14 protein-coding genes are annotated in these 12658 nt (G+C 73.6%); 1 reads left to right on the top strand and 13 read right to left on the bottom strand.

Annotated features, from left to right (window positions below):
* Positions 1-15 precede the first annotated feature (15 nt).
* From AB0J10_RS07665 to AB0J10_RS07635, 7 genes are all read right to left on the bottom strand, one after another.
* Complete coding sequence (locus tag AB0J10_RS07665) at positions 16-378, bottom strand: hypothetical protein (RefSeq protein ID WP_363058829.1); 363 nt, start codon at positions 376-378, stop codon at positions 16-18.
* Position 379: 1 nt separating this feature from the next.
* Entirely contained in the window at positions 380-733 is a 354-nt protein-coding gene (locus tag AB0J10_RS07660) for a cytidine deaminase (protein ID WP_363058827.1), read from the bottom strand.
* Between the two features lie 95 nt (positions 734-828).
* Positions 829-1182 (bottom strand): MmcQ/YjbR family DNA-binding protein, encoded by a 354-nt coding sequence (locus tag AB0J10_RS07655; protein WP_363058899.1) that lies wholly within the window; start codon positions 1180-1182, stop codon positions 829-831.
* An 8-nt stretch (positions 1183-1190) separates the two neighbouring features.
* Positions 1191-2459 (bottom strand): hemolysin family protein, encoded by a 1269-nt coding sequence (locus AB0J10_RS07650; protein ID WP_363058825.1) that lies wholly within the window; start codon positions 2457-2459, stop codon positions 1191-1193.
* A complete protein-coding gene (gene ybeY / locus AB0J10_RS07645; RefSeq protein WP_269732583.1) occupies positions 2456-2953 on the bottom strand; it encodes an rRNA maturation RNase YbeY in 498 nt (165 codons plus the stop codon). The genes AB0J10_RS07650 and ybeY overlap by 4 nt, the downstream gene beginning before the upstream one ends.
* Before the next feature lie 14 nt (positions 2954-2967).
* Complete coding sequence (locus AB0J10_RS07640; protein WP_363058822.1) at positions 2968-3990, bottom strand: PhoH family protein; 1023 nt, start codon at positions 3988-3990, stop codon at positions 2968-2970.
* Positions 3991-4325: 335 nt separating this feature from the next.
* Positions 4326-5432 carry a PfkB family carbohydrate kinase gene (locus tag AB0J10_RS07635; protein ID WP_363058820.1) on the bottom strand — a complete coding sequence of 369 codons (1107 nt, stop codon included), beginning with the start codon at positions 5430-5432 and terminating at the stop codon, positions 4326-4328.
* A gap of 335 nt (positions 5433-5767) precedes the next feature.
* Between AB0J10_RS07635 and AB0J10_RS07630 the strand changes: the two genes are divergently transcribed.
* The gene (locus AB0J10_RS07630; protein ID WP_363058818.1) at positions 5768-7054 is read left to right on the top strand and encodes an MFS transporter; all 1287 of its coding nucleotides are present in this window, start codon (positions 5768-5770) and stop codon (positions 7052-7054) included.
* Between the two features lie 268 nt (positions 7055-7322).
* Here AB0J10_RS07630 and AB0J10_RS07625 read toward each other — a convergent pair whose 3' ends face one another.
* The 6 genes from AB0J10_RS07625 to AB0J10_RS07600 form a co-directional block, all read right to left on the bottom strand.
* Positions 7323-8324 (bottom strand): adenosine deaminase, encoded by a 1002-nt coding sequence (locus AB0J10_RS07625; protein ID WP_363058816.1) that lies wholly within the window; start codon positions 8322-8324, stop codon positions 7323-7325.
* 29 nt (positions 8325-8353) lie between these two features.
* Complete coding sequence (locus AB0J10_RS07620) at positions 8354-9262, bottom strand: ribonuclease Z (RefSeq protein WP_363058814.1); 909 nt, start codon at positions 9260-9262, stop codon at positions 8354-8356.
* A gap of 28 nt (positions 9263-9290) precedes the next feature.
* Complete coding sequence (locus AB0J10_RS07615) at positions 9291-9650, bottom strand: histidine triad nucleotide-binding protein (RefSeq protein WP_363058812.1); 360 nt, start codon at positions 9648-9650, stop codon at positions 9291-9293.
* 231 nt (positions 9651-9881) lie between these two features.
* Complete coding sequence (locus AB0J10_RS07610) at positions 9882-10409, bottom strand: hypothetical protein (protein WP_363058810.1); 528 nt, start codon at positions 10407-10409, stop codon at positions 9882-9884.
* A gap of 340 nt (positions 10410-10749) precedes the next feature.
* Positions 10750-11481, bottom strand: a complete 732-nt coding sequence (locus AB0J10_RS07605; RefSeq protein WP_363058808.1) for a 16S rRNA (uracil(1498)-N(3))-methyltransferase — start codon at positions 11479-11481, stop codon at positions 10750-10752.
* Complete coding sequence (locus tag AB0J10_RS07600; protein WP_363058806.1) at positions 11478-12551, bottom strand: nitronate monooxygenase; 1074 nt, start codon at positions 12549-12551, stop codon at positions 11478-11480. Before AB0J10_RS07600 ends, AB0J10_RS07605 begins: the two co-directional genes overlap by 4 nt.
* Between the last annotated feature and the right edge of the window lie 107 nt (positions 12552-12658).

Genomic DNA, 12658 nt, shown 5'->3' with positions numbered 1-12658 from the left:
CGCCGGCGCCCGCCGTCAGGCCGGCGCCGAGCCGTTCGCGCGGCGCCGGGCGAGCAGGGCGACCGTGCCGACCACGGCGTAGAGCACGGTGAGGACGCCGAGGGTCAGGTCCAGCCAGTCGACCGGGGCGCCCGAGACCAGGTCGGCCGCCGCGGGGACGCCGACGGCGAAGCCGACGGTCAGCAGGACGACCGCCGCGGCCGTGCGCAGGGCGCGGCGGCGCGGCCCGGTGCTCAGCTCGGCGCCCGCCGCTGTGGCGAGGAACAGCGGGAACGCGTCGGACCAGGTCACTCGGCCCGATACGGCCCAGTCGACACCGCTGATGACGACGCCGACCAGACCGACCGCCAGGACGACCCGGCCCCAGGTGCGGGACACCTCAGCCCGCCGTCACGGTCGCTCGGAGCATGCCGTCGGGACCGGCGAGCAGCACCGGCGTGCCCGGGCCGCCCAGGTCCCGGACCGCGGCGCGGTCGGCGTCGGCGACCGAGTCGGTGTCGGCGACGACCGCAGCGGCCTCCAGGGAGGTGGCGCCGCTGGCCACGGCCATGGCGACGGCCGTCCGGAGGGCGCTCAGCCGCAGCGACTCGAGCGCCACCGTGCCCGCGACGTACGTCCGTCCGGTCTCGTCCCGCACCGCCGCACCCTCGGGCACCCCGTTGCGCGCACGGGCGCTGCGCGCCAGCGTGATGATCTTGCGGTCTTCGGGATCGAGTTCGGAGCTGTCAGTCATGGGACGAGCATAGTTCGCGACACGGGCCCGCCCGGCAGGCACCGGCTGCGGACCGTCGGGCGGCGGGGCGCCGTGCCCGGCGCGGGCGCAGGGGCTCACGGCCGGTCCAGGCGCAGCCGCTCCGCCTTCGGCAGGCCGGCGACGACGAGGTCGTAGGAGTCCTCGACGAGCTCCCGGATTGTACGGGCCGGGAGCTCCCCCACCGTGACCGTGTTCCAGTGCCGCTTGTTGAGGTGGTAGCCGGGGACGATCGCCGGGTACTCGGCGCGCAGCCGGACGGCTTCGTCCGGGTCGCACTTCAACGACACCTTCAGCGGGGTGGCCGCCAGGTCGGAGAGGGCGAACATCTTCCCGGCGACCTTGAAGACCGAGACCTCGGGGCCGAAGGGGAAGTCCTCCACCGCGGCGTTCTGCTCCAGGCAGAGCTCCTTCAGCCGGCGGGGCGTCAGCGGGCCGCTCACGCCGGCTCCACGAGCACGGTGACGATCTTGTTCCGCCGGCCGGCCGGGGACTCGGCGGTCAGCCGCAGGGCGCGGCCGTCCGGGAGCTCGACCCGGGCGCTGGCGCCGGCGATCGGCACCCGGCCGAGGGACTTGGCCAGCAGCCCGCCGACGGTCTCCACGTCCTCGTCGTCGTAGGCGTCGAGGCCGAACAGCTCACCGAGGTCGCCGATGTCGAGCCGGGCAGTGACCCGGTAGCGCGAGTCGCCGAGCTCCTGCACGGGCGGCAGCTCCCGGTCGTACTCGTCGGTGATCTCACCGACGATCTCCTCCAGGATGTCCTCGATCGTGACGATCCCGGCCGTGCCGCCGTACTCGTCGATGACGACGGCGACGTGGTTGCGCTCCTGCTGCATCTCGCGCAGCAGATCGCCCGCGTTCTTGGTGTCGGGCACGAAGGCGGCCGGGCGCATCGCGGTGGAGACCAGCTCGGCCTCCGCCTCCCGGTTGATGTGCGTCTTGCGGACCAGGTCCTTCAGATACACGATCCCGACGATGTCGTCCTCGTTCTCCCCGGTGACGGGGATACGGGAGAAGCCGGAGCGCAGCGCGAGCGTGAGGGCCTGGCGGATGGTCTTGTAGCGCTCGATGGCCACGAGGTCCGTCCGCGGGACCATCACCTCCCGCACCAGGGTGTCGCCGAGCTCGAAGACGGAGTGCACCATCCTGCGCTCCTCGGCCTCGATCAGCGACTCCTGCTCGGCGAGGTCGACCATGGCCCGCAGCTCGGCCTCGCTGGCGAACGGGCCCTTGCGGAAGCCCTTGCCCGGCGTCAGCGCGTTGCCGATGAGGATCAGCAGCTGCGGGATCGGGCCCATGATCCGGGCGAGCGGCAGCAGGACGTACGCGGCCGCCGTCGCCGTGTTGAGCGGGTGCTGGCGGCCGATGGTGCGCGGTGAGACGCCGACGGCGACGTACGAGACGAGGACCATCACACCGATGGCGACGGCCAGCGCCTGCCAGGTCTCCGCGAACTCCTGCAGACACGCGTAGGTGACGAGCGCTCCGGCCGCCATCTCGCAGGCGACCCGCACGAGCAGGGCGACGTTGAGATAGCGCGTCGGGTCGGACGCGACCTGGACCAGCCGGTCGGCTCCGCGCCGCCCGGAACGCAGCGCCTCGGCGGCGCGGAAGGCGGAGACCCGGGCGATGCCGGCCTCGGCACAGGCGGCGAGCCAGGCCACGACGACGAGGGCGACGGCGCCGATGACGAGCTGGGCGCTCATGAGACGGTCGGCGCCGGGGAAGGACCGGTCAGGCCCTTCTCCGCCCTCCAGCCGTCGACGATCGCCGCCTGCAGACCGAACATCTCCGCGCGCTCGTCGGCCTCCTCGTGGTCGTACCCGAGCAGGTGCAGCACCCCGTGGACGGTGAGCAGTTGGAGCTCCTCGTCCATGGAGTGCCGGGTCGGTGCTTCCTCGCCCTGCTTCTTCGCCACCTCGGGGCAGAGCACGATGTCGCCGAGGAGCCCCTGCGGGGGCTCCTCGTCGTCCTTGACGGGCGGACGCAGCTCGTCCATGGGAAAGGACATGACATCCGTGGGGCCGGGCAGGTCCATCCACTGGATGTGCAACTGCTCCATGGCCTCGGCGTCCACGACGATCACCGAGAGCTCGGAGAGCGGGTGGATGCGCATCCGCGCGAGTGCGTAGCGGGCGACGTCGAGGATCGCCTGCTCGTCGACCTCGGTGCCGGACTCGTTGTTGACGTCGATCGACATGGTGCTGACCGGATTCACTTCCCGTTGCTGCCGTTGCGGCTGTCGTACTTCTCGTAGGCGTCGACGATACGGCCCACGAGCTTGTGCCGGACGACATCCTGCGATGTCAGCAGGGAGAAGTGCACATCCGGGACGCCGTCCAGGATCTCCCGGACCTGGCGCAGACCGCTCCTGGTCCCGCCGGGCAGGTCGACCTGGGTGACGTCACCGGTGATCACGATCTTCGAGTCGAAGCCGAGACGCGTCAGGAACATCTTCATCTGCTCCGGATTCGTGTTCTGCGCCTCGTCGAGGATGATGAACGCGTCGTTGAGCGTACGGCCGCGCATGTACGCCAGCGGCGCCACCTCGATCGTGCCCGCGGCCATCAGGCGCGGGATCGAATCCGGGTCGATCATGTCGTGCAGGGCGTCGTACAGCGGCCGCAGATACGGATCGATCTTCTCGTAGAGCGTGCCGGGCAGGAAGCCCAGGCGTTCGCCCGCCTCGACCGCGGGCCGGGTGAGGATGATCCGGTTGACCTGCTTGGACTGCAGGGCCTGTACGGCCTTGGCCATCGCCAGGTACGTCTTGCCGGTGCCGGCGGGGCCGATGCCGAAGACGACCGTGTGCTTGTCGATGGCGTCGACGTAGCGCTTCTGGTTGAGCGTCTTGGGGCGGATGGTGCGGCCGCGGCTGGACAGGATGTTCTGGGTGAGGACCTCGGAAGGGGTCTCGGCCGCCGCTCCCCCGCCTTCCTCGCGAAGCATGGCGATCGAGCGTTCCACGGCGTCCTCCGTCATCGGCTGTCCGGTGCGGAGCACCAGCATCATCTCGTCGAAAAGGCGCTGGACCAGTGCGACTTGCGGCTCTTCGCCGACGGCACTGATCACATTGCCGCGGACGTGGATGTCCACGGTCGGGAACGCCTGCTCGATCACGCGCAGCAGGGAATCACCAGAACCGAGCACGGTCACCATCGGGTGCTTCGCGGGGACGGTGAAATGGGCTCGTGCCTGCCCCGGCGCGAGGGTCTGGTCTGTGGGTGTCTGAGTCATGGGCCGGCACTCTGGCCTGCGCATACCTCCCGTTGCAGGGTTCTCGCTGCTCGACAACCTCTGGGTTACCAGCGTACGACCCCGCACGGATGGTCCCGAAGCGGATTTCCCCACCGCTGGAGAACCCCCGCCCGGCCCGCCCCGAGACCCGGGCGGCAACGCAGGGGTGGGACGGGGAACGGCACCCGGCACGGGTGACGGGAGGGGGCGGAGGACGGCGGGCGCGGACCAGCGGCGAGGCAGGCACGGAGCCGCCGCGCGGGCCGGTGCGGGAGGGGTCCGGGACGCGTACGGGGTGTTCGGGAGGGGCTCCGGTCCGGGGGCGCGGCAGGGTGTCAGACCGGACGCCGGAAGCCGATCGTGGGCACCGCACGACGCAGCGGCCAGGGGCGGTCGGGGGCGGGGAGGAGACGGGCCAGGAAGGCGTAGCGCTCGAGCGCCTCGGGGTCCTGGTCCTCGCAGCCCTGGACGTACTGCCACCAGGCCGCCACCTCGGACCAGCCGGGCGCGGACAGCGAGCCGCCGAACTCCTGGACGGACAGCGCGGCCGTCAGTCCGGCGAAGGCGAGACGGTCCGCGAGGGGCCAACCGGCGAGGGTTCCGGTGACGAAGCCCGCCACGAAGACGTCACCGGCCCCCGTGGGGTCCAGCGCCTCGACGCCGATCGCCGGAACCTCGGCCGTCTCGCCCGTGGCGCCGTCCACGGCGTACGCGCCGTCCGCGCCGAGCGTGACGACGGCGAGCGGCACCCTCTCGGCCAGTACGCGGGCGGCCGCGCGCGGGCAGTCGGTGCGGGTGTAGCGCATCGCCTCCTCGGCGTTGGGCAGGAACGCCTCGCACAGTCCGAGGTCGTGCAGGGCACGCAGGTCCCAGCGCCCGGTGTCGTCCCAGCCGACATCGGCGAAGATCCGGGTGCCCTGCCCGGCCGCCTCCGCGATCCAGGGCTCGACGCGGCCGGGCACGAGGGAGGCCACCGCTGCCCGCGCCCGGGGGGCGGCCGCGGGGGCGGTCTCGGACAGCGGGGCCTCGTGCCCGTGGGAGACCATCGTGCGCTCGCCCTCGTACGCCATGGAGACCGTCACCGGGGAGTGCCAGCCGGGGACGGTCCGCGACGGGGAGAGATCGATGCCCTCTCCCTGCTCCAGGGCGTCCCAGCAGTAGTCGCCGTAGAAGTCGTCGCCGAACGCCGCGGCGAGGGAGGTGCGCAGGCCGAGCCGCGCCAGCGCGGTGGCCATGTTGGCCACGCCGCCCGGGCTCTGACCCATCCCGCGCGCCCAGGTCTCGGTGCCGCGCACCGGCGCGGTGTCCAGTCCGGTGAAGATGATGTCGAGGAAGACCGTGCCGGTGAGGAACACGTCGCACGCCGGGTCCCCTCCGGAGCGCAGGGCACCCAACGGGTCGACGTGCGCGCTGTGTTGCTGCTCTCCGTCGGTCGTGATCACGGTGGCTCCCGGATTGCCGTGCGGTGCGGTGCAAAGAGCGGTGCGAATCAGGCCAGTGTGCCTGATCCGGACTCCGGCACAGGGCCGGCGGACCGGGTCCGTGGCCGGCCCGGAACCGGGCCCGACCATGGAGAAGGCGCTCTGCTACCCGACCGGTCGCGACACAAACCAAATGTGTCCCGCATCACATCTTCCCGGCTTCTCCGCCGCCGGGGGCGCTTGATACAAATTGGCGCGCGTTCCCGTGCAGAAGACACCGGGCGCTCCTCCCTCCTCCTCGCCCCAGGGGCGTGGTGGATCCCCATGCCTTCACCCCATTGTTCCCGGGAACGCCCATGTCCTCGCGCCTGCGCGCCGCGTGGCCGATCGTCGCCGTCTTCGCGGTCGGCCACCTCGCCGCCTACCTCCTCCCCACCGTCGTCGGCCGGCTCTCCGCCGGGCTCGGCCTCGCCCCCACCCAGGCCGGACTCGTCGGCTCCGTCCTGCTGTTGGCGTCCTCCGCCGCCGGATTCGCGCTGGCGTCGCGGGTCGAGCGGTTCGGGCCGCGCCGCCTCGCCCGCGTCGGACTCCTCCTCGCCTTCACGGGCTACGGCGCGGTCGCGCTGACGTCCGCGGTGCCGGTGGCCGTCACCGGCGTCGCGCTCGGCGGCCTCGGTTCCGGCACGGCGACCGCTGTCGCGGCGGCGGGCATCGCCGCCCAGCACGACCCCCACCGGGTGACCGCGCTCGGGCTGCTCTCGGTGTCTGCCACCGCGGGCGCCCTGTACCTGACGATCCCGCGGCTCGGCGGCGGCCACGCCCTGCCGTTCGCGGCGCTCACGCTCGCGGCGCTCGCGGCATGGCCCGCGACCCGCCGCCTGGACTGCCCCGGCGCCCGGGTGAGGGTGCCGGGCGTCCAGGGCCTGCCGGGCCCCCACCCCTCCCGGAACCCGCTCCCCCACCGCCGCTCCGGGGCGGTCCTCGCGGCGGCCGTGCTCTGCTGGGCGATGGCGCAGAACGCGCTGTGGGGCGTGAGCGGCCGGATAGGCATTACGCAGGCCGGACTGAGCGAGGTCACCGTCGGCGCGGTCTTCGCCGTGGCGCTGGGCGCGGGACTCACCGGGGTCGTCGTCGCCGGGGCCGTGGGCGCGCGGTTCGGGCGGGCGGTCCCGATCGGCGTCGGCACGGCTCTCATCGCCTGCTGCGTCGTGGTCAGTTCGTCCGCGCGCGACCTGGTGGCCTTCGCCGTGGGCGAGATCCTGTGGAACACCTTCTACCCGGTGGTGCTCTCGTACCTGATCGGCCTCGCCGCCTCGCTCGACGCCCGCGGGCGCTGGGCCGTCCTCGTCGGCTCCGCCACCTCGCTGGGCGTGGCGTGCGGCCCGACGGCCGGGAGCCTGCTGTCGGCACACGCCGGCTACCCGGGCATGGGACTCGTGCTCAGCGCGGTCCTGCTGGTCGCGGCCGTACCGATGACCGCGGTCGCCCTGCACACCTCGGGCCGGCGCCTGGTGCCCGTGCCGCTGCCGGTACCCGCCGCGGTCCGGCGCCGCGGCGCGGCGGCACCCGCGGTGCTGGCGGAGATCCCGGTCCCGGTGCCCGACATCGCCCCTGCGGGCACGGCGAAGGTCCTGGCCTCCTGAGGGACCCCGGCGACCGGTGCCCCGTGCTCCGTCCGAAGGGCGCCGATCAGGCGTGGCGCTCCGCGCGGGTGCGCCGGGACCAGCACCCGCCGTGCAGCCCGACGCCGACTCGGCCCGGCCCCGTGGCGGGCCGGCGCAAGAGCCTGGTGGGACGACCGCTCGGGCGGGCCGTCGACCGCTGCCCGGACGGCCGCGGTCGCACCGGCCCGGCGACCGGCGAGTCCGGACCGCCGCCGATGCGCGGGCCCGGGCGCCGGGCAGCCCCGCGTCACTCCCGGTCGAAGTCGTAGCCGGCGACCTCGGCGAGGCAGCGCTCGCGGCGCGCCTCGTCGTGCTCCAGGAAGGCCGCACGGAAGGAATTGCGGGCCAGTTCCCGCAACTGCTCCTGGCTCAACCCGAGCGCCTCGCGCACCGCGTGGAAGGTGTCGCCGACGTAGCCGCCGAAGTAGGAGGGGTCGTCGGAGTTCACGGTGACGAGCAGACCGGCGTCCATCATGGCCCGCAGCGGATGGTCCTCCAGGGTGTCGACGGCACGCAGGCGGACGTTCGACAGCGGGCACAGCGTGAGCGGGACCTGCTCGCGGGCGAGCCGCTCGACCAGTTCGGGGTCCTCCACGGACCGCAGCCCGTGGTCGATCCGTTCGACGCCGAGCACGTCGAGCGCCTCGCGCACGTACGCGGGCGGCCCCTCCTCGCCGGCGTGGGCGACCTTCCGCAGGCCGAGTGACTCGGCCGCCGCGTACACCTCGCGGAACTTCGACGGCGGGTGCCCCACCTCGGCCGAGTCGAGACCCACACCGGTGATGTGGTGCAGATAGGGCTTCGCGGCGTCGAGCGTCTGCATCGCGGACTCCGCCGACCGGTCGCGCAGGAAGCACATGATCAACCGGGTCGAGACGCCGTACCGCTCCTCGGCGCGGTCCAGCGCGTGCGCGAGGCCCTCGATGACCGTGCCGATGGGGACGCCGCGTTCCGTGTGGGCCTGCGGGTCGAAGAAGATCTCGGCGTGCCGCACCCCCTGGGCCGCGGCTCGCGCCAGATACGCGTCGGCCAGTTCCGTGAAGTCGTCCGCGGTGTGCAGGACGGCCATCAGCCCGTAGTACAGGTCCAGGAAGGACTGCAGGTCGCTGAAGAGATAGGCCCTGCGCAGCTCCTCGGTGCCGGCGTACGGCAGGTCGACGCCGTTGCGTTCGGCCAGCGCGAAGGCCAGCTCGGGTTCGAGGGTGCCCTCGATGTGCAGATGCAGTTCGGCCTTGGGGATGAGTGACATCGGTGCTCGCTCGGACGTCGGCGGGTGGATCAGGCCGCGCGTTTGGGGACCGGGACCCGTACGAGGTCCTGGGCCACGGACAGTTCGCCCTCGAAGCCGGCCGCACGGGCCTGCCGCTCGAACTCGTCGGGTTCGCTGTAGCGCTGGGAGAAGTGTGTCAGCACCAGGTGCCGTACGCCCGCATCGCGCGCCAGGCGGGCCGCCTGTCCCGCCGTGAGATGGCCGTGGTCCTCGGCCAGCGAGACGTCCTCGTCGAGGAAAGTCGACTCGATCACCAGCATGTCGCAGCCCTCGGCCAGGTCCTGCGCGCCGTCGCAGAGCCGGGTGTCCATGACGAACGCGAACCGCTGTCCGCGCCGCACCTCGCTGACGTCCTCCAGCGCGACCCCGCCGAGGGCGCCCTCCCGCTGGATGCGGCCCACGTCGGGGCCCTCGATGCCGTGCGCGGCAAGGCGCCCGGGCAGCATGCGGCGGCCGTCGGGCTCGGTCAGCCGGTAGCCGAAGGACTCGACGGGATGGTCCAGGCGGCGCGCCTCCAGCGTGTACGAGGGCGTGGTGGCGAGCACTCCGCCGTCGGCGACCGGGGCCTCCGTGAGCCGGACCGTCTCGCGGTAGGCGGTCGCGTGGCGGAGCCGTTCGAAGAACCGCTGCCCGCTCGCCGGGTAGTGGGCCGTGACCGGGTGCGGCACCTGGTCCAGGTTGATGCGCTGGATCACCCCCGCAAGGCCGAGGGAGTGGTCGCCGTGGAAGTGGGTGACGCAGATCCTGTTGATGTCGTGCGCGGCCACCCCGGCCCTCAGCATCTGCCGCTGGGTGCCCTCACCCGGATCGAAGAGGATGCCCTCGCCGTCCCAGCGCAGCAGATAGCCGTTGTGGTTGCGGTGGCGGGTGGGGACCTGGCTGGCCGTGCCGAGCACGACCAGTTCGCGTACGGACAAGGTGGGCTCCGTGGCTGTCGGTGGCGCTCTACCCGGGCGGCCATTCGAGCCCACGGCCGCCGAGGACGTGGGCGTGCGTGTGGAAGACGGTCTGGCCGGCACCGGCGCCGGTGTTGAAGACGATGCGGAAGCCGGAGGCGTCGACCTTGTCCATCGCCGCGACCTCGGCGGCCTCGCGCAGTATGTCGGCGGCGACGCCGGGCTCGGCCGCGGCGAGCGTGGCGGCGTCCGGGTAGTGGACCTTGGGGATCACCAGCACGTGCGTCGGTGCCTGCGGGTTGATGTCCCGGAAGGCGACGGTCGTGTCCGTCTCCCGGACGACGGTGGCCGGTACCTCCCCCGCCACGATCTTGCAGAACAGGCAGTCGGCTTGCGGTTCTCCCGCCATGGTCCGGGCCCCTTCACGACTCCGACGATCAGTGGAACCGCATCGTATCGGTGCCGGGGTGCGCCTTGGCGGGGTGCTGCCGTGCGGACCGGGCCGCCACCGCTGCCCGGCGCGCCGGGGCACCGCCCGCGATCGGCGGAGGCGCGGGCCTGACCGGGCAAGGGCCCGGCCTCACCCGGCGAAAGGCGCGGCCGGGTCCCGCCCGTTCGGTGCCTGTGGCGGCCACGGGCGCTATGCCAGGGGGGTGCGGGTCTCGGTGACGGTCACGGTCACGGTCACGGTGGGGCGCGGTGCACCGCCGTCACCCGGGACGGGAGGCGGCGCCGGTGTCCTGGCGGGAGTGGGCAGAGGGGCGTTGCAGTCGCCGAGGACGTAGGCGCGGAAGACCCGGCGGCCGTCGGACTTCGCCGTGAGGTCGCCGTGCACGCACCGGCCGCCGATCTCCTGGGTGACCGTGCCGCCGATGGTGATCTTCCCGCCGTCGTCGGTCTCGCCCTCGCAGTCGACGCCGGCCGCCGCGCGGGCCGAAGGGGAGGCGCTCGCGGGGCTGTCGAGCCGCGCCGCGCAACTGAGCCAGCGGACGCGTACACCCTCGTTCTCCAGGGCCCGCGTTCCCGCGATGTCGGTGGTGTACGACACCGCCATGGCACTCAGTCCACCGGACGTACCGGGTTCGCACGCCACGAGGACGGACGCGGTCCCGGCCGCGCAGACGGCGGTGGCGAGCAGGCGGAGGGGGGCACGGAAAGGGGCCGTCATGGGCGGCAGCGTGCCAGGGGCGGGAGGGGCGCGGTAGTCCGTTTGCGGCCAACGGCCCCGTGCCGTGGGCCGTGTGGGTGACGCCCGCGGGCCTGGGCGGACCGGTCGTCCGCGGCCGCCGTCCGGTTCTGGTCATCGCGCGGCGACCGCACCGGGACGGCACCTGCCGCGATGCGGTGCCCCTCACCCGCGAGGGCGCCGGCACCCGGCTGCGGGCCGTCCTCGGGGCGGGTGACGCCGCTCCCGCGGCACGCCGGTGGCGGTAACCCGCCTTCGGGCCCGCGAGACGGGGAGGTGCCTTCGGGCCCGCGGGTCCGGACGCCGGTGGGGGCGTCGTGGCTCAGGACCAGCGGCCGGTGCGGCCGAGCAGCAGGGCGGTCGCCGCCGTGCCCGCGGTGGAGGTCCGCAGGACGCTCGGGCCCAGGCGGCAGGGCTTGGCGCCCGCCTCGGCGAAGGTGGCCAACTCCTCCGGGGAGACTCCCCCTTCCGGCCCCACGACCAGCACGATGTCCCCGGCGGACGGCAGTTGCGCGGTGGCGAGCGGTTCCGCGCCCTCCTCGTGCAGCACGACCGCGAGATCCGCCGTGGCGAGCAGCCCCGCGACCTGCTGCGTGGTGGCGGCCTCCGCGACCTCGGGGAAGCGGAGCCGGCGCGACTGCTTGCCCGCCTCACGGGCCGTGGAGCGCCACTTGGCGAGCGACTTGGCGCCGCGCTCGCCCCTCCACTGCGTGATGCAGCGGGCGGCCGCCCACGGCACGATCGCGTCGACGCCGGTCTCGGTCATCGTCTCGACGGCGAGTTCGCCGCGGTCGCCCTTGGGCAGGGCCTGTACGACCGTGATCCGGGGCGCGGGCTCCGCCTCCTCGCGCACTGCGGTGACCGTGACGTCGAGGCGGTCCTTGCCCTCGACGGCGGCGACGGTGCCGTAGCCTCCCGCGCCCCGGCCGTCGGTCAGGACGACCTCCTCGCCGACGCGCAGCCGGCGCACGGAGACGGCGTGCCGGCCCTCGGGCCCGTCCAGGGTGACGGTACCCGTGCGGACGTGCTCGACCAGGAAGACGGGGGCGGTCATGCGGGGTTCCGGAGCGCGAGGGCGGAGGCGGCCGCGGCCGTCTCGGCGGCGAGGGTCTCGACGAGCCGACCGGCGGGGAGGTCACGGGCCAGTCGGTGGCCCTGGCCGGCCCAGAGGGCCATGGCCTGCGGATCACCGGCCTTGGCGGCGGCCTTGCGGAGGCCGGAGGTGAGGTGGTGCACCTCGGGGTAGGCGGCGGGCGCGTACGGCCCGTGCTCCCTCATGAACCGGTTCACCAGGCCGCGGGCGGGGCGGCCGGAGAACGCCCTCGTCAGCTCGGTCCTGTTGAACAGCGGACTGGTCATGGCCTGTTTGTGCAGCACGTTCGCGCCGGACTCGGGGCAGACGAGGAAGGCGGTGCCGAGCTGTGCGGCCTCGGCCCCGGCGGCCAGGACGGCGGCGATCTGGCTCCCGCGCATGATGCCCCCGGCCGCGACCACCGGCAGCGGCACGACCTCGCGGACCTGCCCGATCAGCGCGAGCAGCCCGATGCCGGCGCCGTCGTTGGCGGGATCGTCACGGTGCGTGCCCTGGTGGCCGCCGGCCTCGACGCCCTGGACGCAGACGGCGTCGGCGCCCGCGTTCTGGGCCGCCAGCGCCTCCTCGGGCGTGGTGACGGTGACGACCGTGAGCGTCCCGGCCCGCTTCAGCCGGGTGACGGCGGCGGGGGTGGGACAGCCGAACGTGAACGACACCAGCGGCACGGGGTCGTCCCGCAGGATGGCCAGCTTGGCCTCGTAGCCGTCGTCCCTGCCCGAGTCGGGGTCCCCGAGCGGTGTGTCGTACCAGCCGGCCTCTCCGGCGAGCTGGTGCCGGTAGACGTCGACGGCCGCCGCGTCGGCGTAGGCGGGCTGCGGCATGAAAAGGTTCACGCCGAACGGCCGCCCGGTGAGACCGCGGAGCTGTTTGATCTCCTGGTACATCCCGTCCGCGGTCTTGTACCCGGCGGCCAGGAACCCGAGCCCTCCGGCCTCGGACACGGCGGCGGCCAGTTCCGGACAGGAGGCGCCACCCGCCATGGGGGCCTGCACGATCGGGTAACGGCAGAGATCGGTCAGCGCGGAGGACATGCCCGCATGGTGCCACGTCCGGCCGCCACGTCCGAATCCCGGCCTCCGCCCCTTCCGGGGGTTCTGCCACGCGCGCCGCGACGGACCGCGGGGACGGGCGAGCGGGG

This window comes from Streptomyces sp. NPDC049887 (assembly GCF_040656535.1).
In the GTDB taxonomy this organism is placed as follows: Bacteria; Actinomycetota; Actinomycetes; order Streptomycetales; family Streptomycetaceae; genus Streptomyces.
Note: the sequence above shows the minus strand (reverse complement) of the source record. Positions and strands in the feature narration are given on the sequence as shown.